This window comes from Streptomyces sp. PH9007 (assembly GCF_059813725.1).
Genome location: NZ_CM187440.1, coordinates 4,936,788 through 4,962,140, shown reverse-complemented (window position 1 = coordinate 4,962,140; position 25,353 = coordinate 4,936,788). Strand labels below are relative to the sequence as shown.

The following is a 25,353-nucleotide window of genomic DNA, read 5'->3' as shown; positions in this document are numbered from 1 at the left end:
CCTCCTGCTCACTGTCCTGGGGAGGGCGGGACACCTCACCCTATGCCCGCAGGCCCCTGTGGCAACACCGCCGCAGTCGAGAAATCCACACCCGACACCGCGCCTCATCGGGAAAAACGTCGAACACATGACATGAACGAGGGAGATTTTGCGGTCACCCGCATCCGGCTTCCCCCGTCCGGCCCCCACCGCGACCGCGACCGAACCCCCATCCGTACGACCGGCCGCGCGCCTCGCCGACCCGCTCCGCTATGTCCTGATTCGCCGCCCCGCGTTGTTAGCATCGCCGCTCCGGCGGCAGCAGCCCCTGTGACCGATACCCCGGCCACACGTTCACCCGGCCGGGGGGAATCAGACCCCATGAGCGGAGGTCCCGGCAAGGATGGCCCCACCCGACGACGATGTGCTGTGGGCGCGCGACCTGCACTACTCCCACGGCGGATCCCCGGCATTGCTCGGGGTCTCCCTGGGCATCCAGGAAGGCGAGATCGTGGCCGTCACCGGCCCCCGGGGCTGCGGCAAGACCACGCTCCTGGGCTGTCTGTCCGGGCAACTGGTGCCCGCCGGCGGCGAGGTCTGGTTCAGCGGCATGCCCGTCCACACCCTCACCCCCACCTCCCGCGAGCGGCTGCGCCGCGACAAGTTCGGCTGGGTGGGCGACCGCCCGCACCTGGTTCCCGAGCTGACCGCCTGGGAGAACGCCGCCCTGCCGCTGCTGCTCACCGGCACCGGCCACCGCGCCGCCAAACGCGCCGCGCTGGAGTGGCTGGAACGCCTGGATGTGCGCGACTGCGCCCGCAAGCGCCCCGCCGCACTGCTCCAGGCGCAGCGGCAGCGGATCGCCATCGCCCGCGCCCTGGTCCACACCCCGGACGTGGTCTTCGCGGACGAACCCACCGCGCCGCTGCACCAGGCCGACCGCGCCCAGGCGCTGCGCACCCTGACCAGCGCCGGACGGTCCCACGGCATCACCGTCGTGCTGGCCACCCACGATCCGGAGGTCGCCACGCTCGCCGACCGCACCCTCACTCTGCTCGACGGCCGCCAGCCCGACTCGACGGCCGAGCCGGCATGCTCGCTCTCCGCCTAGCCCGCGGCTCGCGGCCGCTGGCCCTCGCCCGCCGGCTGCTGCTCGCGGCGACGGCCGGCGGGGTCGGGTTCCTGCTGCTCAGCGGCCTGGGCTGGGCCAGCGCCCACCCCGGGGACGGCGACCAGGCGGTGCTGCGGCTGGCCTGGTGCGTGCTGCCGATCGCCGCGACGGTCCAACTGGCGGTGGCGGTGGCCCGCGCGGATCCGGCGGGACGGCCGCGTTCGGGACTCGACTCGGCGGGCCTGGGACCGGCCCGGCTGCCGATGCTGGCGGCGGTGTCCACGGCGGTCGCCGCGCTGTTGGGCAGCGCGCTCGCCCTGCTGGTCTTCCTGCATCTGCGCGGCGACATCTCGGGTATGCCCTTCGACGGGGCGGCGGCCGGCCTGCTCGCGGCGGACCGGCCGCTGCCCCTGGCCGCCGCGCTGACCCTGCTGACGATCGTCCCCGCTGCCGCCGCCGTCGCCAGCGCGCTCGCGCTGCGCGGCAGGACGGCGCCGGTACGGCACTCCGCACCCCTGCCCCCGCCGCCCGCGCCCCCCACCGCTCCCTCCGCCACGGCGACCGGGCCGGCCGAGGAGCCGGTGCAGGTGCCCACCGGGCTGCCCTGGGGGGCGGCCCTGATCGGGGCCGGGATCGCGTTCAGCGGCTACGCCGGCTTCACGGAGCGGCCGCCGAGCGACGCGGAGGGGGCGCTGACCCTGCCGGGCGCGCTCAGCGGGCTGACGCCCGGCGTGGTCGCGGGCTGGCTGCTGATCGCCACCGGCGTCATCGTGGCGGCGCCCTCCCTCACCCATCTGTGCGGCAGGATGCTGGCGGTGGGCCGGCCGGGCGCACTGCGCCTGCTGGCGGGGCGCGTCCTGCAGAGCGAGGCGGAGCGGCTGGGCCATCCCCTGGGGGCGCTGTGCGTGGCACTGGCGGCGGCGCTGGCGGCGCTCCATCTCGACGGACCGCGGCTGTTCGGGCCGCTCAGCGCGCTGGGTACCGGCATCGTGCTGGTGTGCGCGCTGGGCACGATCGCGGCGGCGGTGCACGAGTCCCGCACCGCGCGGGCCGCGGCGACCACCTCACTGCTGCGGCTCGGCGCGCCCCGCGCGCTGATCCGCCGCGCGGCGCTGCTGCGACTGGCGGCGCTGCTGCTGGTGTTCGCACCGCTCAGCTGGCTGGTCTTCCAGACGCTGGTGCTGCCGATCCGCGCGTAGCCGGTTGGCCGCGGCGCGGGCCGCGGCCAACCGGAAGGACGGGTCAGCGCACCTGCCAGAACGGGCCGAACGGCGCCTGGGTGATACGGCCCTCGCGCACCTCGACCGCGGAGACCGGGACGCCCACCACCCCCGAGGGCAGATCGACCGTCAGCAGATAGCGCCCCGGGGCCGCGTGCACGAACCCGAACCAGCCGGAGCCGTCCGTCACCGTACGGACCGCCTGCGGCGCGCCCCCGCCGCCCGAGCCACCGAGCGGCCGCAGCGTGATCCGGGCCTGATCCAGCGGCGTACCGTCGCGCAGCGCCAGCTGACCCGTCACATGTCCGTCCCGCGGCGCCTCCTTCCACGCCATGCCGGGTACGGCGGCCGGATCGGCGAAGGGGGCGTCGGGGCCGGTGGTGAGCGCGGCGGTGAGCCGTTCCCGTTCCGCCGCCGCTCCGTCGGCCGCCACGTCCATGCTCGGCGAGGCGTAGGAGTAGCCGCTCCAGCCGGCCGCCACATTGCCGGAGGCGGTCGGCGTGAGCGCCTCGCGCACCTGCGCCAAACTGCCCTCGACCGGGTTGAGGTAGAGCGCGGGCCCGGTCACCCCTTGCCGCCCGGCCTGTGAGTCGGCCAGGAACTCGGTCCACTCGCTGTACATCCGCGCCTGGTCGGGGTTCCAGTCCCGCTTGTAGTTCATGGTGACCACGGTGTCGGTGATGCCCTCCGCCAGCCAGCCGGACCAGTCCTGGAGCACCTCCGCGTAGGTGCGCGTCGCCTCCCAGCCGCCCACCGACTGGGGGCCGAAACCGTACGTGATGGCGTTGACGGACAGCCGCGCCGCCGGATCCTCCTCCCACATGCCGAGGTAGATCCGCCGCACCAGGGAGGTGATCTGGTCCCGGCGCCACTCGCTCCACCGCGCGTCGTCGGGCGCGGGGGTGCCGGTGCGCCCGGTGGCCTGCCGGAAGCGCTCCAGCGCGACCTCGTTGTACCCCCAGTCGCTGTGGGTGGTGGTGGAGCTGCCGTCGGGGTAGCGGATGTAGTCGAGGTTGATGCCGTCCACGTCGTACTGGCGGACGAGGGAACGGATGGCGTCCACGATGTACGCGGCGGCGTCCGGGTGCCCCGGGTCGATGTAGGCGTTGACGCCCTGGAGTTCGGTGCCGTCCGCCTTCTTGTTCAGCCAGCGGTCGCGGCCCTGCGCGGTGGGCCCGTGCCGGTTGAAGACATGGTCGGCGGCGCGGGGCGGGGTGGCGCTGTTCCACAATGTGTTGACGTTGACCCAGGCGTGCACCTGGAGCCCCGCCGCGTGCGCCTGGGCGATGACCTCGTCCAGCGGGTCGTACGGGGCGGGGGCGATCGCGGCGTCGGTGCGCGGGTACAGCGCCCGGTTGCAGAAGCAGTCGTAGCGGCGGGCGGTCTGGACGATGAGCACGTTGGCGTTGACGGCGCTGGCGTCCTCGACCAGGGTGCTGACCTGATCAGGGGTGTAGATGCCGTCGTTGAAGGCGTCGACCCAGTAGCTGCGCCACTGTTCGGGGACATCCTGCTCGGCGCGGGCGGGGCCGGCCAGCGCGACGCTGCCCAGCAGCAGACTCAGCGCGACAAGCCAGGTGGCGACGATCCGTCTCATACGGCCCCTCCAGGGGTTGTTGACCGGACGCCGACAATTTACTTCGCCGCCCGGCCGACGTACAGACAGAAACTTTCACCCGTCGCCGGGTTCGGCACCCGCCAGCGGCACCACCTCGCGCGGATCGAAGACGAGCGTCACCCGCTCGCCCTCCGCCGGCGCCAGCCGCAGCGGTACGGACGCTTCCAGTCGCGGGCCGCGCTCGGGATCCAGGAGCAGCACCACCCGCTCGCCGCGGAACGTGCGCGCGGCGACCGTGCAGCGCGGACCGCTGCCCTCACCCGCCAGACCCACGCCGGAGGGGCGGATGAGCAGTTGCCCCACGCCCTCGGGGGTCCCGGCGGGCACCGGCACCTCGCCCCACGGGGTCTGCGCCGTTCCGCCCCGTACGGTCGCCTCCGTCACATTGCGGAAGCCGAGGAACCGCGCGACGAACTCCGAGGCCGGACGCTGCCACACCTCGGCCGGGCTGCCGCTCTGGGCGATCCGGCCGGCCCCCATCACCACGACCCGGTCCGCGAGCGCGAACGCCTCCCCCTGATCGTGGGTGACCGCCAGCACGGTGGTGCCCAGTTTCCGGAACAACTGCCGCAACTCCACCACCAGGCGCTCCCGCAGCCCCCGGTCCAGCTGACCGAGCGGTTCGTCCAGCATCAGCAGCCGGGGGCTCGGCGCCAGCGCGCGGGCGAGCGCCACCCGCTGCTGCTCTCCCCCGGACAGCGAACCCACCGACCGGCCGGCGGCGTCCGGCAGCCCGACCAGGTCGAGGAGTTCCGCCACCCGCCGCGCCGCCGCGTGCCGCGGTACGCCGCGCATCCGCAGGCCGAAGGCGATGTTGCCCCCCACGTCCCGCTGCGGGAACAGCTGATGGTCCTGGAACATCAGCCCCAGGCCGCGGCGGTGGGTGGGCACCGCCGACTGGTCCTGCCCGCCGAGCGTGACCGTGCCGGCGTCGGCGGGCCGCAGCCCGGCGACCGCCCGCAGCAGCGTGGACTTGCCACTGCCGCTGGGACCCAGCACACTCACGATCTCGCGTTCGGCGACGGCGAGGTCGACGGCGTCCAGCGCGGCGTGCGCGCCGAACCGTACGGTCAGCCCGTCCAGGCTCAGCAGAGGCATCGGGTTGTCTTCCTTCACAGCTCCCCCGTACGGCCGGGGCGCAGCCGCTCCAGGAGCAGCAGCGTGGCGGCGCACACCAGCATGAGAATGGTGGACAGGGCCATCGCCTGCCCGTAGTTGAGTTCCCCGGCGCGCCCCAGCAGCCGGGCCACCGCGACCGGCAGCGTGGGGGTGTCGGCCCGGGCGATGAAGACCGTGGCGCCGAACTCGCCCAGGGACACGGCGAACGCGAACCCCGCCGCGACCAGCGCCGCCCGCCGCACCAGCGGCAGATCGACCTCCCGCCACACCCGCAGCGGGGAGGCGCCCAGCACCGCCGCCGCCTCCCGCAGCCGGTCGTCGACCGCGCGCAGGACGGGCAGCAGCACCCGCACGACGAACGGGACTCCGACCAGTGCCTGGGCGAGCGGCACCAGGATCCACGAGGACCGCAGGTCCAGCGGCGGTTCGTCGAGCGCGATCAGGAAGCCGAAGCCCACGGTGACCGCCGAGGTGCCCAGCGGCAGCATCAGCAGGGCGTCGAAGCCCCGGGTGAAGCGGCCGGCCCGCCGGGTGAGCGCGGCGGCGGCCAGCCCGCCCACGGTCAGGGCGATGAGCGTGGCCACCGCGCCGTACGCCAGGGAGTGCCCGATGGCCTCCCACGGTGCCACCACGAAGGTGCCGCTGTCCGTATTGGTCAGCGCCCGGTAATAGGCGAAGCCATAGCCGTCGGGACCGGACAGGGACCGTTCGACCAGCACCGCGAGCGGCAGCAGGAGCAGCAGCGCGATGGAGAGCAGGACCCCGGCGAGCAGCGACCACTGGGCGGCGCCGCGCGGCCGGTGCGCCGCGGAACCCGCGTCCACCAGCCGCAGCGAGGTCTCGGCGCGGCGTACGGTGCGCGCGTGCACGAGCAATAGCGCACCGACCGCCGCGAACTGGAGCAGCGTGAGCACGGCCGCGGTCGGCAGGTCGAGCAGTTGCGCGGTCTGCCGGTAGATCTCCACCTCCAGCGTGGCGTAGCGGGGCCCGCCGAGGATCTGCACGACGCCGAAGGAGGTGAAGGTGAAGAGAAAGACCATCAGCGTGGCGGAGGCCACGGCCGGGGCCAGCGCCGGGAGGGTGACCCGCCGCCAGGCCGCCGCCGGGCTCGCACCCAGGACGCGGGCGGCCTCCTCCTGGCGGGGATCGAGCTGTGCCCACAGCCCGCCCACGGTGCGGACCACCACCGCGTAGTTGAAGAACACGTGCGCCAGCAGGATCGCCCACACGGTGGTGTCCAGGCGTATCCCCCACAGGTCCTCCAGCAATCCGCCGCGGCCCAGGAGCGCCAGGAAGGCGGCGCCGGCCACCACGGTGGGCAGCACGAAGGGCACGGTGACGGCGGCGTGCAGCAGCCGTTTGCCGGGGAAGTCGAGCCGGGCGAAGACGTACGCGCCGGGCAGCGCGAGGGCGAGGGTGAGGGCGGTGGAGGCGGCGGCCTGCCACAGCGTGAACCACAGCACCTTGCGGATGCCGGGGTCCGAGAGCACCTCGGCGGCCGGACCGAGTTGCCAGGCTCCGCCGTCGCGCAGTCCGCGGCCGATGATGGCGGCGACCGGGTAGGCGAAGAACAGCGCGAAGAAGACCAGCGGCACCGCCAGCAGGGCCAGCCGCACAGCGGTGGAACGGCGCCGCGCCCGGGGGGCCGCCGGGGAGGACGGGGCGGGCGGCGGATCGTGCTCCGCCGCCTCCTGTTCGCGAACTACCTGATGACCAGCGAGGTCCACGTCGACACCCAGTCCTCACGGTGCTCCGCGATCCGCTGCGGCTCCATCGTCAGCGGCGTCTCGATCGTCTCGCCGTAGGTGACGAACTCCTGCGGCAGTTCGGCGTCGGGGTGCACCGGGTTGACGAACATCTGCAGCGGCAGGTCCTCCTGGAAGTCCAGGCCGATCAGGAAGTCGAGCAGCGCCTGGCCACCCTCGGGATTGCCGGCCCCGGCCAGCAGCCCGGCGAACTCGATCTGCCGGAAGCAGGTACCGCTCGACACCCCGGTCGGACCTTCCTCGGGCAGCTCGCCCTCGCCGTAGATGACCTCGGCGGGCGGGCTGGAGGCGTAGGAGACCACCAGCGGCCGGTCACCCGCGCCGCCGCCCGCGCCGGAGAAGCGCTCGTTGTACGCCTGCTCCCAGCCGTCGACGACCTCCACACCGTTGTCGCGCAGCGCCTGCCAGTACTCCTGCCAGCCGTCGTCCCCGTAGGCCGCGACGGTGCCCAGCAGGAAGCCGAGGCCGGGCGAGGAGGTGGCGGCGTTCTGCACCACGAGGAGGTCCCGGTACGCGGGGTCGATGAGGTCGTCGAGGTCCTGCGGCGGTGCCAGGTCGTGCTCGGCGAAGTACGCGCGGTCGTAGTTGACGCAGATGTCGCCGCTGTCGACGGGCGTCACCCGGTGCTCACCCGCGTCCAGCTGGTACGTCCCGGGGACCGCGTCGAGGCCGGCCGCCTCGTACGGGGTGAACACGCCCTCGTCCAGAGCGCGGGAGAGCAGGGTGTTGTCGACCCCGAAGAGCACATCGCCCTGCGGGTTGTTCTTGGAGAGCACCGCCTGGTTGACCATCACCCCGGCGTCACCCGCGCGCAGCACCTGGACGCGGTAGCCGGTCTGCTCGGTGAATTTCTCCAGCACCTCGGGCGAGACGTTGAACGAGTCGTGGGTGACGAGGGTGACCTGCTCGCCGCCGGAGCTGCCGGAGCCGTCGGAGTCTCCGCCGCTTCCGCAGGCGGTCAGGGTCACCGCCGCCACGGGGAGGGCGAGGGCCGCCGCGATCCGGCGGGCACTGCTGCGCGTCATCGTGCTGCTTTCTCAAGGAGGGCACACGCGGGCAGCACGAGAGACATCGACTTCCTACCCAGCATGACCTGGGCGAGGTTCGAGGGTCTGCGGCCTGGTGCCGCACTCTCAGCGCTGCGAGCGCTCCCCTGTCGGAGTAATGCGTTTGTTCGACGTCACGATAGCAGCAGGTCCGGACAGAACCGCCCGGACCGCTGAAGACCGACCGGACCGGCCCGGACCGCCCGGGACCGCCGCTATCGCTCCGCCGCCGCCAGCTGTCCGCAGGCGCCCTCGATCTCCTGGCCACGGGTGTCCCGTACGGTGACCGGCACCCCCTGCGCCTGAAGGGCCTCGACGAACGCCGCCTCGTCCTCGGGGCGGGAGGCCGTCCACTTCGAGCCGGGCGTCGGGTTCAGCGGGATGAGGTTGACGTGCGCCCGGTGTCCGCGCAGCATCTTGCCGAGCAGATCGGCGCGCCACGCCTGGTCGTTGATGTCCCTGATCAGTGCGTACTCGATGGAGATGCGGCGCCCGGAGCGCTCCGCGTACTCCCACGCCGCGTCCAGGACCTCACGGACCTTCCAGCGGGTGTTCACCGGCACCAGGGTGTCGCGCAGCTCGTCGTCCGGGGCGTGCAGCGAGACCGCCAGCCGGCAGCTCAGCCCCTCGTCGGCGAACCGTCGCATCGCCGGGACCAGACCGACGGTGGAGACGGTGATGCCGCGCTGGGAGAGCCCGATGCCGTCCGGCTCGGGGTCGGTCAGCCGGCGGATCGCGCCGATGACGCGGTTGTAGTTGGCCAGCGGCTCGCCCATGCCCATGAAGACGATGTTCGACAGCCGCGCCGGGCCGCCGGGTACCTCGCCGTCCCGCAGTGCGCGCATCCCGTCCACGATCTGGTGCACGATCTCGGCGGTGGACAGATTGCGGTCGAGCCCGGCCTGGCCGGTGGCGCAGAACGGGCAGTTCATGCCGCAGCCGGCCTGTGAGGAGATGCACATGGTGACCCGGTCCGGGTACCGCATCAGCACGGACTCCACCAGTGTCCCGTCGTGCAGCCGCCACAGGGTCTTGCGGGTGGCGCCGTCGTCGCAGCTGATGTGCCGGACCACCGTCATCAGCTGCGGCAGCAGCCCGCTCGCCAGCCGCTCCCGGGCGGCGGCCGGGACGTCCGTCCAGGCGGCCGGGTCATCGGTGAGGCGGGCGAAGTAGTGCCGCGACAGCTGCTGGGCGCGGAACGGCTTCTCGCCGAGGGCGGCCACCGCCTCGCGGCGCTCCGCGGGGGTCAGATCGGCGAGGTGGCGCGGCGGCTTCTTGGCTCCGCGGGGCGCGACAAAGGTGAGTTCTCCGGGCTTAGGCATGGTTCTGCCAGTGTCGCAGATTCACCCGCGTGGGCTCACCCGGCGCCGGTGAAGGCCAGGTAGAGCAGCCAGGCCACGGGAGCGGTGGGCAGCAGCGAGTCGAGCCGGTCCATGATGCCGCCGTGGCCCGGCAGCAGTGTGCCCATGTCCTTGATGCCCAGATCGCGCTTGATCATGGACTCGCCCAGGTCACCGAGCGTGGCGCAGATGGCGACGGCGAGCCCCATCAGCAGGCCCTGCCACCACACGGCGTCCTCGATGAGGAAGGCGAAGCACAGGGCGCCGCCCACCATCGCGAAGGAGATGGCGCCCGCCAGCCCTTCCAGGGTCTTGCCGGGGCTGATGCGGGGGGCGAGCTTGCGCCGGCCCAGCCGCCAGCCGACGGCGTAGGCGCCGGTGTCGCTGAGCACCACCAGCACCAGGAAGGTCAGCACCCGCCACGCGCCGTCGTCGGCGGCGAGCATGAGTGCCACGAACGCGGCCAGGAAGGGAACGTAGAACGCGGCGAAGACCGACGCGGTGGCGTCCCGCAGGTAGGTCTCGGGCGAGAACGCCATCCGCCACAGCAGCACCACGAGCACCGTCAGCCCCAGGGCCACCCAGGCCCCCGCCGCACCGCGCAGGTACCCCGCCACCACGATGGCGGCGCCGCCGATCGCCAGCGGCACCATGGGCACCTGGATCTGCTTGCGCTCGGCGAGCCGGGAGCACAGCTCCCACACGCCGACCATGACGGCGACCGCTATCACGCCGAGGAAGACCGGCTTGTAGATGAAGAGCGAGGCGATGATCACCGCGCCCAGCGCCAGCCCCACCCCGACGGCGGCCCGCAGGTCGCGTCCCGCCCGCTTGCCGCCGCCCGATCCGCCCTGCCCCTGGGGGCCGCCGCCACCCGCGGCGACGCCCGGCGCGGACCCCGCCGGCGCGGCGGAGGCGGGTGGAGTGCCCGCCCCGTCACGCCCGTGGCCCCGGCTCTCACCCTCGTGACCCGCCGCGTGGGGACGGGCGTTCGCCGGCGGTTCCCCGTAACCGGCGGCGGGCTGGGGCGGGCGCCAGGATGGTTCGTTCACGGGTGGCGGTGTCCTTCGTCCTTCGGTGGCGGCGGTGCGGAGTGACAACGGGAGCGGCGACGTGGGGACGCCGCCCGGCGCTCAGATTTCGAGCAGCTCGGCTTCCTTGTGCTTGAGCAGCTCATCGACCTGGGCGACGTACTTGCTGGTGGTGTCGTCCAGTTCCTTCTCCGCCCGCCGGCCCTCGTCCTCGCCGACCTCGCCGTCCTTGACGGACTTGTCGATCGATTCCTTGGCCTTGCGGCGCACCCCGCGGATCGAGATCTTGGCGTCCTCGCCCTTGGTCTTGGCGACCTTGATGTAGTCCCGGCGCCGTTCCTCGCTCAGTTCGGGAAGGACCACCCGGATGATGTGACCGTCGTTGGTGGGGTTGACGCCCAGGTCCGAGTCGCGGATTGCCTGCTCGATGTTGCGCAGCGCGGTCTTGTCGAACGGGGTCACCACCGCCATCCGGGCCTCGGGCACCGAGAACGAGGCCAGCTGGTTGATCGGGGTCATCGCGCCGTAGTACTCGGCCACGATCTTGTTGAACATCGCCGGGTGGGCACGGCCGGTACGGATCGCGGCCAGATCCTCCTTGGCGACGACGACTGCCTTCTCCATCTTCTCCTCAGCCTCGAGGAGGGCTTCTTCGATCACCACGTGCTCCTGGTTCGATGTGTATGACGTGACGTGACGGGCGGTCAGGCCCGTCGGCCCTGGCTGTTCACGAGCGTGCCGATCTTCTCACCCTTTACGGCGCGGGCGATATTGCCTTCGGCCAGCAGTTCGAAGACCAGAATGGGGAGCGAATTGTCCCGACACAGCGTGATGGCCGTGGCATCGGCGACCCGCAGATCGCGCGTGATGACCTCGCCGTAGTCGAGGGCGTCGTACTTCACCGCGTCAGGGTTCTTGGCCGGGTCGGAATCGTAGACTCCGTCGACCCCGTTCTTGCCCATCAGCAGCGCCTCGGCGTTGATCTCCAGCGCACGCTGGGCGGCCGTGGTGTCGGTGGAGAAGTAGGGCATGCCCATGCCGGCTCCGAAGATGACGACCCGGCCCTTCTCCAGGTGCCGCACCGCACGCAGCGGAATGTACGGCTCGGCGACCTGCCCCATGGTGATCGCCGTCTGCACCCGGGAGTCGATGCCCTCCTTCTCCAGGAAGTCCTGGAGCGCGAGGCAGTTCATCACCGTGCCCAGCATGCCCATGTAGTCGGACCTGGCCCGGTCCATGCCGCGCTGCTGGAGTTCGGCCCCGCGGAAGAAGTTTCCGCCGCCGATGACCACGGCGATCTGAGCACCGTCCCGGACCACGGCGGCGATCTCCCGCGCCATCTTGTGGACGATGTCGGGGTCGACGCCGAGCCCTCCATTGCCCGCGAATGCCTCTCCCGAAAGCTTCAGGAGAAAGCGGGGAGGTGTGACGTCCTTGCCGTCCGTCCTCTCGGCGGCGGCGGCGCCCTGGTTCATGGAAATCTCCTCGTGCGCATGCTGAGGAGGCCATTGCCCGTGGATCCTTGACGGTCCTGTTCGGCAATGGCCTCCTCGTCACAACTGCGGCCGGCCGGGTCCTGACCCGGCTCGGCCGTACGGCCTGCCGCCCCCGACAATAGCCGGGCGCGGTCCCGTCCGCCGCCGATGGCGCGGGACGGATTCCGTGATCAGGCGCCGACGCGGAAGCGGGCGAAGTTCTTGACCGTGGCGCCCGCCTCGGTCAGGACCTTCTGCACCGTCTTCTTGTTGTCCTTGGCGAAGGCCTGGTCAAGGAGGACGTTCTCCTTGTAGAAGCCGTTCACCCGGCCCTCGACGATGCGCGCCAGGGCGGCCTCGGGCTTGCCCTCCTCGCGGGCGGTCGCCTCGGCGACGCGACGCTCGGAGTCGACCAGCTCGGCGGGCACGTCCTCGCGGGACAGGTAGCGCGGGCCGAACGCGGCGATGTGCTGCGCGACGTCCTTGACCACCTGGGCCGCCTGGTCGCCGGCCTCGGCCAGCTCCACCAGCACACCCACCTGCGGCGGCAGGTCGGGGTTGGTGCGGTGCAGGTAGGAGCCGACGTAGCCGCCGGTGAAGCGCGCGAAGCGGTCGAGAACGATCTTCTCGCCCAGGGTCGCGTTGGCCTCGTCGACGTACGCCTGCACGGACTTGCCGGGCTCGATCTCCGAGGCCAGCAGGGTCTCCAGGTCCGCGGGGGCGGTCGCGGAGACGTGCTGCGCGATGGTGGCGAGGGCGGCCTGGAACTTCTCGCCCTTGGCGACGAAGTCCGTCTCGCACTTGAGCTCGACCAGCACACCGGAGGTGGCGTCGTCGGAGATCAGCGAAGTGACGGCGCCGTTCTCGGTGGTGCGGCTCTCACGCTTGGCCACACCCTTCTGGCCCTTGACGCGCAGGATCTCAACGGCCTTGTCGACGTTGCCCTCGGCCTCGTCCAGCGCCTTCTTGCAGTCCATCATGCCGGCGCCGGTCAGCTCACGGAGCTTCTTGACGTCAGCGGCGGTGTAGTTCGCCATGGTTGTCTGATTCTCTTCCCGGAATGTCGATGAATCGCTCTGCGGCTCGCGTCAGCCCTGCTCGGCGGGGGTGTCCGCCGCGGGGGCCTCGGGGGCAGCCTCGGGGGCGGCCTCGGCGGGGGCCTGCTCGGCGGGCTTGTCCTCGGCCTTGGCCTCGGCGGACTCACCGCGCTCCAGCAGCTCGCGCTCCCACTCGGGCAGCGGCTCGGCGGCCGCCTTCTCGCCGCCCTTGGCCGCCTCGGCGGCACCGGAGCGGGAGATCAGGCCCTCGGCGACGGCGTCGGCGATGACCCGGGTGAGCAGCGTGACGGAGCGGATCGCGTCGTCGTTGCCGGGGATCTTGTAGTCGACCTCGTCCGGGTCGCAGTTGGTGTCGAGGATCGCGACCACCGGGATGTTGAGCTTGCGGGCCTCGCCGACGGCGATGTGCTCCTTCTTGGTGTCCACGATCCAGACGGCGCTGGGCACCTTCTGCATGTCGCGGATACCGCCCAGGGTCTTCTCCAGCTTGGCCTTCTCGCGGGAGAGGACGAGCAGTTCCTTCTTGGTCAGGCCGGAGGCGGCCACGTCCTCGAAGTCGATCTGCTCCAGCTCCTTGAGGCGCTGGAGGCGCTTGTGCACGGTGGAGAAGTTGGTGAGCATGCCGCCGAGCCAGCGCTGGTTGACGAAGGGCATGCCAACCCGGGTCGCCTGCTCCGCGATGGCCTGCTGGGCCTGCTTCTTGGTGCCGACGAACATGACCGTGCCGCCGTGGGCGACGGTCTCCTTGACGAACTCGTAGGCGCGGTCGATGTACGACAGCGACTGGAGCAGGTCGATGATGTAGATGCCGTTGCGCTCGGTGAAGATGAAGCGCTTCATCTTCGGGTTCCAGCGGCGGGTCTGGTGCCCGAAGTGGACGCCGCTCTCCAGCAGCTCCCGCATCGTGACGACGGCCATGGCCGTTCTCCTCGTGGTACTCGGTTGTCAGCACCGGCCGGGCGGCCGGCGCTCCTGACGCCCCTGCGCGCTGTGCCGGGGAAGCCGGTGAAGGCCGTCCCGCGGACCGAGAGTCGCGGCCACCTCAGCGCTTCGGCTGCGAGGCCGGGACGCGGCGGTGGCGGGGCATGCGAGGTCGATCCGGGTCCCCGGATCGCCACCAGAAGTGTACGGGACCCCGGGCATGCGGGGCGACAGCCCATCGGCCGCTGTCCCGGCCGCCCCCGGGCCCCCCACGACGGGACCCCGTTCACCCGCAAGGGTGAACGAGTTGTCCACATCCCCGGGGTTGTCCACAGGCTCCGGCAGGCTTCCGCCGGCTGGGGCACCGTCCGGGGCGGAGGTGATGCGCGATGGCGCGTGCGACGGGACGCACCGGAGGACAGCGAGGAGCGCTGGGCCGGTTCGGAGAGGACCTGGCGGTACGGCGGCTGGCGGCCGCGGGCACGACCGTGCTGGAGCGGAACTGGCGCTGCCGGGCCGGGGAGATCGACATCGTGGCCCGGGAGCCCGGCCGGGCCGGGGCCCTGCTGGTGTGCGAGGTGAAGACCCGCAGGGGTGCGGGGTTCCAGCACCCGATGGCGGGCGTGACGCCGAGCAAGGCGGAACGGCTGCGACGGCTGGCCGAGTGGTGGCTGAGCGAACGCTGGCTGCCCGCGTACGGCGCCCCGCCGGCCGGCGGAGTACGGATCGATCTGATCGGGGTACTGCTGCCCCGCCGGGGTGCCCCGGTCGTGGAGCACGCCAAGGGGGTGGCGTGATGGGGTTCGCGCGCACCGGAGCCGTCGCCCTCGTCGGGGTCGAGGGCGTCGTGGTGGAGGTGCAGGCGGATCTCGAACCGGGGCTGGCGGCATTCACCCTGGTCGGCCTCGCCGACCGAACGCTGAACGAGAGCCGGGACCGGGTGCGGGCCGCGGTGCTCAACTCGGGCGCCGAGTGGCCGCAGAAGAAACTCACCGTGGGGCTCAGCCCGGCGGCGGTGCCCAAGCGCGGCAGCGGCTTCGATCTGGCCGTGGCCTGCGCCGTCCTGGCGGCGGCCGAACGCATCGACCCCAAGGCGATCGCGGATCTGCTGCTGATCGGGGAGCTGGGCCTGGACGGCGGGGTCCGTCCGGTACGCGGGGTGCTGCCCGCCGTGCTCACCGCGGCGGACGCCGGATACCGGCAGGTGGTGGTGCCCGAGCAGACCGCCGCCGAGGCGGCGCTGGTGCCGGACGTGGCGGTGCTGGGAGTGCGCAGCCTGCGGCAGCTGATCGCGGTACTGGCCGGTGAGCCGGTGCCGGAGGAACCCGCACCCCGGCCCGGGCCCGGGGGAGCCGACCCCGGGGCGCGGGGCGCGAGCTGGGGCTGTCCACGGCCGGGCGGCCTGTATCGCACCTTCGACGGAACGGAGCGGCCACCCGATCTGGCGGAGGTGGCGGGCCAGCGGCTCGCCCGCCGGGCGCTGGAGGTGGCGGCGGCCGGGCGGCACCATCTGTTCCTCAAGGGCTCGCCCGGTGCGGGCAAGACCATGCTGGCCGAACGGCTGCCGGGGCTGCTGCCGCCACTCACCCGGCAGGAGGCGCTGGAGGTCACGGCGGTGCACTCGGTGAGCGGTTCGCTCCCATCGGACCGGCCCCTGGTGGACCGGCCGCCGTACTGCGCCCCGCACCACTCCGCCTCGCTGCCCGCGCTGGTGGGCGGCGGCAGCGGACTGCCCCGGCCAGGTGCGGCCTCCCTCGCCCACCACGGGGTGCTCTTCCTGGACGAGGCGGCCGAGATGAGCAGCCAGGTGCTGGACGCGCTGCGGCAGCCGCTGGAGTCCGGGCAGGTGGTCGTGGCGCGCTCGGCCGGGATGCTGCGGATGCCGGCCCGGGTGCTGCTGGTGCTGGCCGCCAATCCCTGTCCGTGCGGGCTGCACGGTTCGCCGGGCGGTGAGTGCGAGTGTCCGCCCAGTACGGTGCGGCGCTACCGGGCCCGGTTGTCCGGCCCGCTGCTGGACCGGATCGATCTGCGGGTGCCGGTGGAGCCGGTGGGGCGGGCCGAGTTGACGTCGCCGGGCGGCGGCGAGTCGACCGCCGTGGTGGCGGCACGGGTGAGTGCGGCCAGGGAACGGGCCGCGGCCCGCTACGCCGGGATGGCGTGGTCCACCAACGGTGAGGCTCCGGGTCACGAGCTGCGGACCCGCTGGGCGCCGGCCCCCGGAGCACTGGCCAGGGCCGAGACGGACCTGGATCGCGGCACGCTGACGGCCCGGGGCCTGGACCGGGTGCTGCGGGTGGCCTGGACGGTGGCGGACCTCGCCGGGCACGACCGGCCCACGGCGGACGACGTGGATGCCGCGCTGGAGTTCCGCACCGGGGTACGACGGGGCTCCGGGGTGGCGGGGAGTCTGCCGTGAGCGGCGCGGTGTCGCACGAGGAACGACTGGCGCGGGCGGCGCTCACGGGGGTGATCGAGCCCGGGGACGAGCTCATGGGCCGGCAGCTGGCCCGGCTGGGCGCCGAACCGGTGTGGCGTGCCCTGGAGCGGGACGAGCCGCTGCCGGAGGTGCCGGCCGGCCGCTGGGCCGGCCTGCGGCTGCGGGCCGAGCGGGCCACGCCGGGCCACGATCTGGAGGAGATGGCCCGGTGCGGCGGCCGGCTGGTGTGCCCCGGGGACTGGGAGTGGCCCGGACAGCTGGACGATCTCGGGGAGGCCCGCCCCGTGGGGCTGTGGGTGCGCGGCGGCTGCTCACTGCGGTTCGTGGCGCTGCGGTCGGTCTCCTTGGTGGGGGCGCGGGCGTGCACCGACTACGGGGGACACATGGCTGCGGAGCTGGGAGCCGCGCTCGCCGAACGAGGCTGGACGGTGATCTCGGGTGCCGCGTACGGGATCGACGGCGCGGCGCACCGCGGTGCGCTCGCGGTGGCCGGCCCCACGGTGGCCGTTCTGGCCTGCGGTCTGGATGTGGCCTATCCGGCCGGCCACCGGGAACTGCTGTGCCGGATCGCCGAGTGCGGGCTGCTGGTCAGCGAGCTGCCACCGGGGGAACGTCCCACCCGGGGCCGGTTCGTGCAGCGGAACCGGGTGATCGCCGCGCTGAGCCGCGGGACGGTGGTGGTGGAGGCCGCGCTGCGCAGCGGTTCGCTGATCACCGCCCGGCGGGCGGCCGGGCTCGGGCGGCATCTGATGGCGGTGCCGGGCCCGGTGACCTCAGGGCTCTCGGCGGGGGCCCACCGGCTGATCCGTCAGGAGGCGACCTTGGTGGGCGGGGCCGACGAGGTCATCGAGCTCGTCGGTGACATGGGGGAGGTGGCGGACACGGAGAACGGCCCGGCGGTTCCCCGGGATCTGCTGGGTGAGGCGGCGGCTCGCGTGCTGGACGCGCTGCCGGCCTCGGGAGCGGTCACGGTGGCGGAGGTCGCCCGCGGGGCCTGCATGCCCGCCGACACGGCTCTGGCCCGGCTGCTCGAACTCGGCTCCCTCGGCTTTGTCGAACATGTGGCCGATCGCTGGCAGTTACGGCATTGCCACGGCCGACACGCCCTCCCCTCCGTGTCACACGTTGGTGCGGGGGCGTAACACGACGGCGCGGCCAGCGGAACGTATCTGCGCATCGGTCAACTTCGGCCACCTGCACAAAGCGACCCACCAGTCACGCTACGCTCACAGAGTTCGCCATCCCGGAACTCCGCATCACCCGCTCAGATCCCTGCAGAACGGCTCAAGACACCGCATGCCCCAGCACTCTCCCGGGCCCGCGCACCCGGCGCCGGCCGCACCGGCCGTGGTGGAGAGCGCGACGCTTCCCGCCGCGCCCACCTCGCTCGACGGGCTGTGGCGCACCTACAAGGCCACCGGCGACGAGCGGCTGCGGGAGCAGCTGATCCTGCACTACTCCCCCCTGGTGAAGTACGTGGCGGGCCGGGTGAGTGTGGGGCTGCCACCCAACGTGGAGCAGGCCGACTTCGTCTCCTCCGGGGTGTTCGGCCTGATCGACGCGATCGAGAAGTTCGACCCCGAGCGCTCCATCAAGTTCGAGACCTACGCCATCACCCGGATCCGCGGCGCGATGATCGACGAACTGCGGGCCCTGGACTGGATCCCGCGCTCGGTACGGCAGAAGGCCCGCGCCATCGAGCGGGCCTACGCCACCTTGGAGGCGTCGCTGCGCCGCACCCCCTCGGAATCCGAGGTGGCCCGGGAGATGGACATCACCCTGGAGGAACTCCACGCGGTATTCAGCCAGTTGTCACTTGCCAATGTGGTGGCGCTGGAGGAGTTGCTGCATGTGGGAGGGGAGAGCGGCGACCGGCTGAGTCTGATGGACACGCTGGAGGACACGGCCGCCGACGATCCGGTGGAGGTGGCCGAGGACCGCGAACTGCGGCGGCTGCTGGCCCGGGCCGTCAACACCCTGCCGGAGCGGGAGAAGACGGTGGTGACGCTGTACTACTACGAAGGGCTGACGCTGGCGGAGATCGGCCAGGTACTGGGGGTCACCGAGAGCCGGGTCAGCCAGATCCACACCAAGTCCGTGCTCCAGCTGCGGGCGAAGCTCGCCGATGTGAGCGGTTGAGGCACCTCTTGCGTGCAGGGCTGAACCGCGCCGCCGCACGCTCTACAGTGGTCTGGTGCCCAGGATCCAAGCGGCCTCCGTGGCCGAGCACCGCTCGCTGCAGCGCGGCGCCCTGCTGGACGCCGCCCGGTCACTGCTGTCCGAGGGCGGAGCGGCCGCACTCACCTTCCCCGCGCTGGCGGCCCGTACGGGCCTGGCGCGTTCCTCCGTCTACGAGTACTTCCGCTCCCGGGGCGCCGTGGTCGAGGCGCTGTGCGCGGTCGACTTCCCCCTGTGGGCCGCCGAGATCGAGGCGGCGGTGGCCGCGGCGGACTCCCCGCGCGGCCAGGTGGAGGCTTATGTGCGTGCGCAGCTCGCGCTCGCCTGCGACGGTCGGCACCGAGCGGTGGTGGCGCTGTCCGCCATGGAGCTTGACGCGGCGGCCCGGGAGAAGATCAAGGCGGCGCACGGCGGCCTGTTTGAGCTGATCACCGAAGCGCTTCGCGGCCTGGGGCACACCGAGCCGTGGCCGGCGGCGGCGCTCCTCCAGGGCGTGGTGGACGCCGCGGTGCGCCGGGCGCTGTCCGGGTTCGACGACCCGGCCGAGATCGCCGGTACCGCCGTGCGGATCGCGCTGGACGGGGTGGCCGGGGCCGTCCCCGGGGAGCGGGACGCCGTGGACGGGCAGCAGCCGGGAGGGGCCCGGGCGTAGCAGCTCGGTGGGCAGCAGACTCAGCGGGTCCTGATAGCGGCGGGTGCCGGTCTCCTTGAAGCCCCAGTGCAGACAGGGCCGATCGCAGTGGTACCGCCCGCTCTCCAGGATCCCCACCGGCTGACCGGCGGTGACCTCCTCCCCAACGGCCACGGTCGCCCGCACCGGCTCGTAGGTGATGCGCATCGGGGGGCCGTCGTCACCGGCGAGTTCGATGCTGATCACCCCGCGGCCCCCGACCTGACCCGCGAACACCACGGTGCCCGGAACTGCCGCCACCACGGTGGCGCCCGGGTCGGTGTGCAGGTCCACTCCGCGGTGGCCTGCGCCCCAGGGGGTGGCGGGAGGTTCGAAGAGCCGGAGGATCAGCGGCCGGGACGCCCCTTGGGCGCCGGGGACGGGCCAGGCACGGTCGGGCGGTGAGCCGCCACCGGCCAGAGCGAGCAGAAGACAACACAGAGTGATCGGAGCCATGCGGGCAGGCTGCCCGATACGGGCCGACCATGGTGCCGGGCAGCCGGAATCTGTGGAAAACAGGGCTGCTGTGGATAACTCCCTCACTCGTCCGAGTGAGTCTGTGGTGCGGTCACTGCCCGTGCGATCCGCCGAATCCGGAGTCTTCGGGGAGGTCGAGGTCGCTCTTGTTGAGCTCCTCGATGTTCACGTCCTTGAAGGTGAGGACACGCACCTGCTTGACGAAACGGGCCGGACGGTACATGTCCCACACCCAGGCGTCGGCCATCGACACCTCGAAGAACACCTCGCCCTGGACCGAGTGCACCTGCATCTCGTAGTCGTTGGTGAGGTAGAAGCGCCGCTCGGTCTCAATCACATATGTGAACAGACCGACGACGTCACGGTACTCCCGGTAGAGCTTCAGCTCCATCTCGGTCTCGTACTTTTCGAGGTCCTCGGCGCTCATGGCGTGATCCCCTTCAGCCGTGCTTCCCTCATTGTGCGTCACCCGTCGGTTTCGGCACCCCTCGGTGGCCCGATCGGGATGAGCGACGCGCCAGCGGGCCGTACAGGGCCCCGGCGAGGATCAGCAGCAGGCCGGCGCCGATGGCCCAGCACAGCAGGAGAAACGGTCCTGTACCGGATATGCCGCCGGGCTGGTCGGCGAACCCGGTGGGGCGCGACAGCAGCCCCACGGAGCTGGGCGGCCACAGTGTGGCCTCCACCCGGGCGGTGACCGCCTGCACGGGCACGCTGCCCGCCGTGGCCTCGCTGATCTGATCCCGGGAGTCGATGGAGGCCAGCCGCTGGTCCCCCAGCAGAAACAGCTCGCCCTCCGGGATCCGGACCTCGTAGGCCGTGGGCGACTCACTCCACCGCGGATCCAGGTACGGCTCGTGGACCGGCTCGCCGTTCACCAGCAGCAGCCCGTCCGGGTCGCAGCAGACCACGGTGTCCCCGCCCAGGCCCACGACGCGCTTGATCATCGGGGCGTCCCCCCAGGTCGCCTCCCGGAAGACCACGACGTCCCCGCGGCGTACCTGCTCGCCCTCGATGCGCTGGGCCAGCACCCGGTCCCCCGCCGCGACCGAGGGGTGCATGGAGTCGGTGGGCACGGCGTACGGCTGATAGAGCAGGGCACCCACGGCGAAGCCGCCCACGAACAGCACGCAGCCCAGGGCGACGGCGATCTGGGACAGCCGATGCCCCACGCCCGTGGGACGGCGCGGCGCTCCGTTCATCACACCCTCCAGATTTTTGGTCCGGAGTGACTCTACCCAGCGCCGGGTGTCCCACGATCAGCGTTGTGCCGACTCCTCCTTGCGGAGCAGCGTCCGGCGCCGCCACAGCACCAGCGGGACGGCCAGGGCCAGCCCCAGTCCGGCCGGGCCGGCCGCCGTCGCGACGGCCGTGGCCATCGCCGCGCTGGGAATGTCGTCGTAGCTGGAGGGGACGGGCAGTGTGGACCAGCGGTTCACCGGCCAGGCGACGACGATGGCACGGCCGACGACCTTGCTCTCCGGCACGGTGCCGCCGCCGGGGAGGTTCTGGTGGTAACGGGAGTCCAGGGAATCCTGCCGGTGGTCGCCCATCACCCACAGCTCGCCGTCCGGGATGGTGATCGGCCCGAACTCCTGGTCGTCACAGGCGGTGTTGCCGGGGAAGAGGTACTCGCTCTCGTCCAGTTCCCTGCCGTTGAGGATCACCGGACCACCCTTGCGGCACGAGACGGTGTCGCCGCCGACCGCGATCACCCGCTTGATCAGGTCCTGGTCCTCGGCGGAGGGCATCAGGCCGATCCAGCTCAACCCCTGCTGCACGGCGGCGCCGAAGCCGCTCTGTTCCGGGCTCTCGCCCAGCCAGCCACCCGGGTCGTTGAAGACGACGACCTCGCCGCGCTCGGGAGTGGACCCGAACCAGGGGGTGAGCTTGTCGACCAGCACACGATCGCCCCGCTGCAAGGTGTTCTGCATCGAGTTCGAGGGGATCGAGAACGCCTGCACCAGGAAGGTCTTGATCAACAGCGCCAGCACGATGGCGATGCCGATCAGGATCGGCAGCTCCTTCCAGAAGGAGCGCTGCTTCTTGCCCGGTGCCGGCGTGCTCTCGCCGTCGTCGGGCTGGTAACCGCCCTTGCCCTGACCCTCGGAGTCAGGACCGTCGCCTGGGGGCTCCTCGCCAGATGCTCCGCCGCCGGGACTCACCGGGGATTCCTCCGGATCGTCCGCGCCGGACCGTGCACCGACTGCCACATCCCCCACATCCACTCCTCACGCTGCGTTTCTGCCCATGCGGTATCCGCCACAGGCCCACTACTCCCATAACGAGCGGAAGTTCCACAGGGATCGGGAGTGGCGCCAAAACATTGTTCCCGAGCGTGGCCCGTTCCGGCGGAGCGGCCCGCGCCTCAGCATCCTCGACCGTCCCGTCCGTCTCGGCCGGGTCCGGCACCGCCGCGAATACGTCGGTGGCGTCCAGCCGCTGCCAGTGGGAGAACGGCCAGGCGATGACCACGGCACGGCCCACGACCAGCTCAGTGGGAACCGTACCCTGATCCGGCCCCTCCAGGTGGTACCGGGAGTCCGCGGAGTTCGAGCGGTGGTCACCCATGACGAAGATGTGCCCCTCGGGCACCGTCACGTCGAACTCGATCCGCGAGGGCGGATTCCCGGGGTAGAGGTAGGGCTCGTCCACCGCGACGCCGTTCACCGTGATCCGGCCGGCCTCCTCGCAGCAGACCACCCGGTCCCCGCCGATCCCGATCACCCGCTTGATCAGATCCTGGTCCTCGGCGGAGGGCAGCAGTCCGATCCAGGTCAGCCCGTCCCGCAGTTGCTTGATCCCGGCCGGCGGATCGCCCGCGGCGGCCTGCGGGTCCTGCTCCAGCCAGCCGCCCGGGTCCCGGAAGACGACCACCTCGCCACGCTGCGGCTCCCAGCCGAACCAGGGGGTCAGCTTGTCCACCAGCACCCGGTCGTCGATCTTGATCGTCTGTTCCATCGACCCGGATGGGATGACGAACGCCTGGACCAGAAAGGTCTTGAGTACCAGCGCGATCAGAAGCGCCACTCCGATGAGGATGGGTATCTCACGGGTGGCGCGCAGCCGCCGTCGCCGCCTGATCCGCTTCGCCGCCCGCCGCCGGTCCGCGCGGCCCTCACCGGGCCCGCGCAGCGTCGGCCGGTCCGCCGCCTCCCCCGCCTGTTCCCCGGGCTGCCCGTCCAGATCCTCCGACGCGTCGTGCTCCGCGCCCCGCGGCTCCTGCGGTGTCCCCCGGCCCAGCCGTCCGCGCCCGCTTCTGGGCTTCCCCCGCTCACCCATCGCCGGACCGCAGTGAGCTCATTCTGCGGGGCGGCCAGCCGATCCAGTCGGCACGGCCGATCACCTTGTCCTCGGAAATCGTGCCACCCCCTGGGGCCCCCAGATACTCCCGGGAGTCCGCCGAATCGGAACGGTGGTCACCCATTACCCACAACCGTCCCTCCGGCACCTCGATGTCAAACCTGACCGTCGACGGCTCGTCCCCCGGATACAGATAGGGCTCGTCGAGCGGTTCCCCGTTCACCTCGATCCGCCCCTGGGCGTCGCAACAGACCACCCGGTCCCCGCCGATCCCGATCACGCGCTTCACATAGTCGGTACCGGACGCGGGTGCGAGACCCACCACGGCGCCCGCCGTGCGCAGCAGGCCGCCGAACAGGCCGGGATCCTCCGGCTCGGCGGCGAAGGTGCCGGCGCCGTCGAAGACGATGACGTCGCCGCGCCGGATCTCCCCGCCGAAGCTGTACGCGAGCTTGTTGACCAACACCCGGTCACCGACCTGGAGCGTGCCCTCCATGGAACCGCTGGGGATGACGAAGGGCTGCACGACGTAGGCGCTGGTGAGTCCGAAGATCAGCACCGTACTCAGCAGCGAGACGGTCCAGACACGCACGGAGCGCGACCGCCACCACCTGCCCCCTTCGGAGCCGGAGGAGCGGTCGCGCTCCGGAAGTTGTGCGTCGGATTCGGTCACGCCTGATGGTAACCGGCCACCGGGCGGGGCCGATCAGCGCTCGCGCTTCTCCTTGATCTTGGCGGCCTTGCCGCGCAGCTCGCGGAGGTAGTACAGCTTCGCGCGGCGGACGGCGCCACGGGTCACGACCTCGATCTTCTCCACGACGGGGGTGTGCACCGGGAAGGTACGCTCCACGCCCACGCCGAAGCTGACCTTGCGGACCGTGAAGGTCTCGCGGATGCCGGAGCCCTGGCGGCGGATGACAACGCCCTTGAACTGCTGCACACGGGAGCGGTTGCCCTCGATGACGCGCACGTGGACGTTGATGGTGTCACCGGGCCGGAAGGCCGGGACGTCGTCGCGCAGCGACGCGGAGTCGACGGAGTCGAGAAGGTGGGTCATGTCTGGCTGCTCTCCTCGCGGATGCCACAGGTCATCAGCGGTTCTGGTCATGGTGGGGACACTTCGGTGCGCTCTCCGCCGGCGGGCGTCGATCCCCCTGTGGCAGGGTCGCGCGCGGGCGGGGTGAGCCGGGCTATTCTTCCACGTCCGGTGACCCGGGCCCAAATCGGCCGTCCGGCCGCGGCCACCAGCCCTCGTCCGCCAGGGTCGCGCGGTCCCGTTTGTCGAAGGCCCCCGGCTCGGCGCCGGCGATCAGATCGGGACGGTGGGCGATCGTACGGCGCAGCGCCTCGTCCCTGCGCCACCGGGCGATCTTCCCGTGGTGTCCGCTGACCAGCACGTCGGGCACCTCGCGCCCGCGCCAGCTGGGCGGCTTGGTGTAGACGGGCCCCTCCAGCAGGGCCGCCATCGTGCCCGGCGCGAAGGAGTCGTCCTGGTGGGAGGCGGCGTTGCCGAGCACGCCGGGGAGCAGCCTGGCGATGGCCTCGGTCATCACGAGCACCGGGGCCTCGCCGCCCGCCAGGACGTAGTCGCCGATGGAGACCTCGCGCACCGGCAGCCGGGCGCCGTACTCCTCGATCACCCGGCGGTCGATGCCCTCATACCGGGCGGGGGTGAAGATCAGCCACGGCGCGGCGGACAGTTCCACGGCGAGCTGCTGCGTGAACGGCACTCCGCTCGGGGTGGGGACGATCAGCTCGGGGGTGCCCTCGCCGTCCGCGATGATCGCGTCCAGCGCCTCTCCCCAGGGGTCGGGCTTCATGACCATGCCGGGGCCGCCGCCGTAGGGCGTGTCGTCCACGGTGTGGTGCCGGTCGTGCGTCCACTGCCGCAGATCGTGCACCCGGACGTCGAGCTGTCCGCGGGCGCGGGCCTTGCCGACCAGGGAGACGTTCAGGGGCTCCAGGTACTCGGGGAAGATGCTGACGACGTCGATCCTCACCGCCGGCCGTCCTCCGCGCCGTCGCCGTCGGCGTCCGCCGGCTCCTCCAGGAGCCCGGGCGGCGGGTCGATGACGGCGCGCTGCTCGGTCAGATCGATCTCGGGAACGATCTCCTCGACGAAGGGGATGAGCGCCTCGCCGCCGCCGGGACGGGCCACCACGAGCAGATCCTGGTACGGCAGGTGCGAGATCTCGGTGATCCGCCCGATGTGGGTGCCGTCACGGGTGACCACGTCGAGGTCGATCAACTGGTGGTCGTAGTACTCCTCCGGGTCGTCCGGGGTCTCCTCAGGATCGACCTCGGCGATCAGCAGGGTGTTGCGCAGCGCCTCCGCGCCGCTCCGGTCGCTCACCCCGGCGAACCGCAGCAGCAGCCGCCCGCTGTGCACCCGGCCGGTCTCGATCGTCAGCGGTCCGGTGCCGGGCGGATCGGTGGCGAGCACCGTGCCCGGTGCCAGCCGCGCCTCCGGCTCGTCCGTCCGTACCTCGACGGTGACCTCGCCCTTGATGCCATGGGCACGCCCGATGCGGGCTACAACCAGCTCCACGGTGACTGTTCCGTCTCTTCCCTCAGTGCTGCGCGAACAGCCGAAGGCCGGGGGCG

25 protein-coding genes and 1 pseudogene are annotated in these 25,353 nt (G+C 72.1%); 7 read left to right on the top strand and 19 right to left on the bottom strand.

Annotation, left to right across the window (positions count from 1 at the left end; all coding sequences use genetic code 11):
* Positions 1-382 precede the first annotated feature (382 nt).
* Together ACTFAP_RS23020 and ACTFAP_RS23015 are read left to right on the top strand one after the other, a co-directional pair.
* Positions 383-1,090 carry an ABC transporter ATP-binding protein gene (locus ACTFAP_RS23020; RefSeq protein WP_390123783.1) on the top strand — a complete coding sequence of 236 codons (708 nt, stop codon included), beginning with the start codon at positions 383-385 and terminating at the stop codon, positions 1,088-1,090.
* On the top strand, positions 1,072-2,289 hold the full coding sequence (locus ACTFAP_RS23015; RefSeq protein ID WP_495682166.1) for a hypothetical protein: 1,218 nt from the start codon (positions 1,072-1,074) through the stop codon (positions 2,287-2,289). Before ACTFAP_RS23020 ends, ACTFAP_RS23015 begins: the two co-directional genes overlap by 19 nt.
* 43 nt (positions 2,290-2,332) lie before the next feature.
* Here the strand turns inward: ACTFAP_RS23015 and ACTFAP_RS23010 are convergent, their stop codons facing one another.
* The 10 genes from ACTFAP_RS23010 to rpsB all read right to left on the bottom strand — a co-directional run bounded on the left by ACTFAP_RS23010 (position 2,333) and on the right by rpsB (position 13,681).
* Positions 2,333-3,907: a family 10 glycosylhydrolase gene (locus ACTFAP_RS23010; protein WP_500467292.1), complete on the bottom strand. Its 1,575-nt coding sequence runs from the start codon at positions 3,905-3,907 to the stop codon at positions 2,333-2,335.
* 75 nt (positions 3,908-3,982) lie between these two features.
* On the bottom strand, positions 3,983-5,026 hold the full coding sequence (locus ACTFAP_RS23005; RefSeq protein ID WP_500467291.1) for an ABC transporter ATP-binding protein: 1,044 nt from the start codon (positions 5,024-5,026) through the stop codon (positions 3,983-3,985).
* A 14-nt stretch (positions 5,027-5,040) separates the two neighbouring features.
* A complete protein-coding gene (locus ACTFAP_RS23000; RefSeq protein WP_500467290.1) occupies positions 5,041-6,663 on the bottom strand; it encodes an ABC transporter permease in 1,623 nt (540 codons plus the stop codon).
* Between the two features lie 86 nt (positions 6,664-6,749).
* Positions 6,750-7,838: a thiamine ABC transporter substrate-binding protein gene (locus ACTFAP_RS22995; RefSeq protein WP_500467289.1), complete on the bottom strand. Its 1,089-nt coding sequence runs from the start codon at positions 7,836-7,838 to the stop codon at positions 6,750-6,752.
* A 236-nt stretch (positions 7,839-8,074) separates the two neighbouring features.
* Positions 8,075-9,181, bottom strand: a complete 1,107-nt coding sequence (gene rlmN, locus ACTFAP_RS22990) for a dual-specificity RNA methyltransferase RlmN (RefSeq protein WP_500467288.1) — start codon at positions 9,179-9,181, stop codon at positions 8,075-8,077.
* 35 nt (positions 9,182-9,216) lie between these two features.
* Entirely contained in the window at positions 9,217-10,251 is a 1,035-nt protein-coding gene (locus tag ACTFAP_RS22985; RefSeq protein ID WP_495682161.1) for a phosphatidate cytidylyltransferase, read from the bottom strand.
* An 81-nt stretch (positions 10,252-10,332) separates the two neighbouring features.
* Positions 10,333-10,890 carry a ribosome recycling factor gene (gene frr, locus ACTFAP_RS22980; RefSeq protein WP_030738298.1) on the bottom strand — a complete coding sequence of 186 codons (558 nt, stop codon included), beginning with the start codon at positions 10,888-10,890 and terminating at the stop codon, positions 10,333-10,335.
* A gap of 44 nt (positions 10,891-10,934) precedes the next feature.
* Complete coding sequence (pyrH, locus tag ACTFAP_RS22975; RefSeq protein WP_030738299.1) at positions 10,935-11,705, bottom strand: UMP kinase; 771 nt, start codon at positions 11,703-11,705, stop codon at positions 10,935-10,937.
* A gap of 191 nt (positions 11,706-11,896) precedes the next feature.
* The gene (tsf, locus tag ACTFAP_RS22970; RefSeq protein ID WP_030738302.1) at positions 11,897-12,742 is read right to left on the bottom strand and encodes a translation elongation factor Ts; all 846 of its coding nucleotides are present in this window, start codon (positions 12,740-12,742) and stop codon (positions 11,897-11,899) included.
* 51 nt (positions 12,743-12,793) lie between these two features.
* Entirely contained in the window at positions 12,794-13,681 is an 888-nt protein-coding gene (rpsB, locus tag ACTFAP_RS22965) for a 30S ribosomal protein S2 (RefSeq protein ID WP_386534777.1), read from the bottom strand.
* A gap of 392 nt (positions 13,682-14,073) precedes the next feature.
* Here rpsB and ACTFAP_RS22960 point away from each other — a divergent pair, with 392 nt between their 5' ends.
* From ACTFAP_RS22960 to ACTFAP_RS22940, 5 genes are all read left to right on the top strand, one after another.
* The gene (locus ACTFAP_RS22960) at positions 14,074-14,481 is read left to right on the top strand and encodes a YraN family protein (protein ID WP_390123765.1); all 408 of its coding nucleotides are present in this window, start codon (positions 14,074-14,076) and stop codon (positions 14,479-14,481) included.
* Positions 14,481-16,100, top strand: a complete 1,620-nt coding sequence (locus ACTFAP_RS22955) for an ATP-binding protein (RefSeq protein ID WP_495682160.1) — start codon at positions 14,481-14,483, stop codon at positions 16,098-16,100. The genes ACTFAP_RS22960 and ACTFAP_RS22955 overlap by 1 nt, the downstream gene beginning before the upstream one ends.
* Positions 16,097-17,263 carry a DNA-processing protein DprA gene (dprA, locus tag ACTFAP_RS22950; RefSeq protein WP_500467287.1) on the top strand — a complete coding sequence of 389 codons (1,167 nt, stop codon included), beginning with the start codon at positions 16,097-16,099 and terminating at the stop codon, positions 17,261-17,263. The genes ACTFAP_RS22955 and dprA overlap by 4 nt, the downstream gene beginning before the upstream one ends.
* A 154-nt stretch (positions 17,264-17,417) precedes the next feature.
* On the top strand, positions 17,418-18,260 hold the full coding sequence (gene whiG, locus ACTFAP_RS22945) for an RNA polymerase sigma factor WhiG (RefSeq protein WP_390123759.1): 843 nt from the start codon (positions 17,418-17,420) through the stop codon (positions 18,258-18,260).
* 55 nt (positions 18,261-18,315) lie between these two features.
* Positions 18,316-18,951 carry a TetR/AcrR family transcriptional regulator gene (locus ACTFAP_RS22940; protein ID WP_500467286.1) on the top strand — a complete coding sequence of 212 codons (636 nt, stop codon included), beginning with the start codon at positions 18,316-18,318 and terminating at the stop codon, positions 18,949-18,951.
* Between the two features lie 102 nt (positions 18,952-19,053).
* Here ACTFAP_RS22940 and ACTFAP_RS22935 read toward each other — a convergent pair.
* The 9 genes and pseudogenes from ACTFAP_RS22935 to rimM form a co-directional block, all read right to left on the bottom strand.
* Positions 19,054-19,425 (bottom strand): annotated as a pseudogene (locus ACTFAP_RS22935) (peptidoglycan DD-metalloendopeptidase family protein); the annotation flags it as partial.
* A 112-nt stretch (positions 19,426-19,537) separates the two neighbouring features.
* Positions 19,538-19,873 carry a DUF2469 domain-containing protein gene (locus ACTFAP_RS22930; RefSeq protein ID WP_030738319.1) on the bottom strand — a complete coding sequence of 112 codons (336 nt, stop codon included), beginning with the start codon at positions 19,871-19,873 and terminating at the stop codon, positions 19,538-19,540.
* A 28-nt stretch (positions 19,874-19,901) separates the two neighbouring features.
* Positions 19,902-20,648 carry a signal peptidase I gene (lepB, locus tag ACTFAP_RS22925; RefSeq protein ID WP_500467285.1) on the bottom strand — a complete coding sequence of 249 codons (747 nt, stop codon included), beginning with the start codon at positions 20,646-20,648 and terminating at the stop codon, positions 19,902-19,904.
* A 57-nt stretch (positions 20,649-20,705) separates the two neighbouring features.
* On the bottom strand, positions 20,706-21,659 hold the full coding sequence (gene lepB, locus ACTFAP_RS22920; RefSeq protein WP_390123753.1) for a signal peptidase I: 954 nt from the start codon (positions 21,657-21,659) through the stop codon (positions 20,706-20,708).
* Positions 21,559-22,728 (bottom strand): signal peptidase I, encoded by a 1,170-nt coding sequence (lepB, locus tag ACTFAP_RS22915; RefSeq protein ID WP_400012962.1) that lies wholly within the window; start codon positions 22,726-22,728, stop codon positions 21,559-21,561. Before lepB (ACTFAP_RS22915) ends, lepB (ACTFAP_RS22920) begins: the two co-directional genes overlap by 101 nt.
* A complete protein-coding gene (gene lepB, locus ACTFAP_RS22910; protein WP_400012964.1) occupies positions 22,721-23,422 on the bottom strand; it encodes a signal peptidase I in 702 nt (233 codons plus the stop codon). The genes lepB (ACTFAP_RS22915) and lepB (ACTFAP_RS22910) overlap by 8 nt, the downstream gene beginning before the upstream one ends.
* A gap of 33 nt (positions 23,423-23,455) precedes the next feature.
* Complete coding sequence (rplS, locus tag ACTFAP_RS22905; RefSeq protein WP_030738334.1) at positions 23,456-23,806, bottom strand: 50S ribosomal protein L19; 351 nt, start codon at positions 23,804-23,806, stop codon at positions 23,456-23,458.
* A 133-nt stretch (positions 23,807-23,939) separates the two neighbouring features.
* Positions 23,940-24,749, bottom strand: coding sequence for a tRNA (guanosine(37)-N1)-methyltransferase TrmD (trmD, locus tag ACTFAP_RS22900; protein ID WP_400012966.1), 810 nt, complete (start codon positions 24,747-24,749; stop codon positions 23,940-23,942).
* Positions 24,746-25,297, bottom strand: a complete 552-nt coding sequence (gene rimM / locus ACTFAP_RS22895) for a ribosome maturation factor RimM (RefSeq protein WP_390123744.1) — start codon at positions 25,295-25,297, stop codon at positions 24,746-24,748. Before rimM ends, trmD begins: the two co-directional genes overlap by 4 nt.
* Positions 25,298-25,353: the final 56 nt, after the last annotated feature.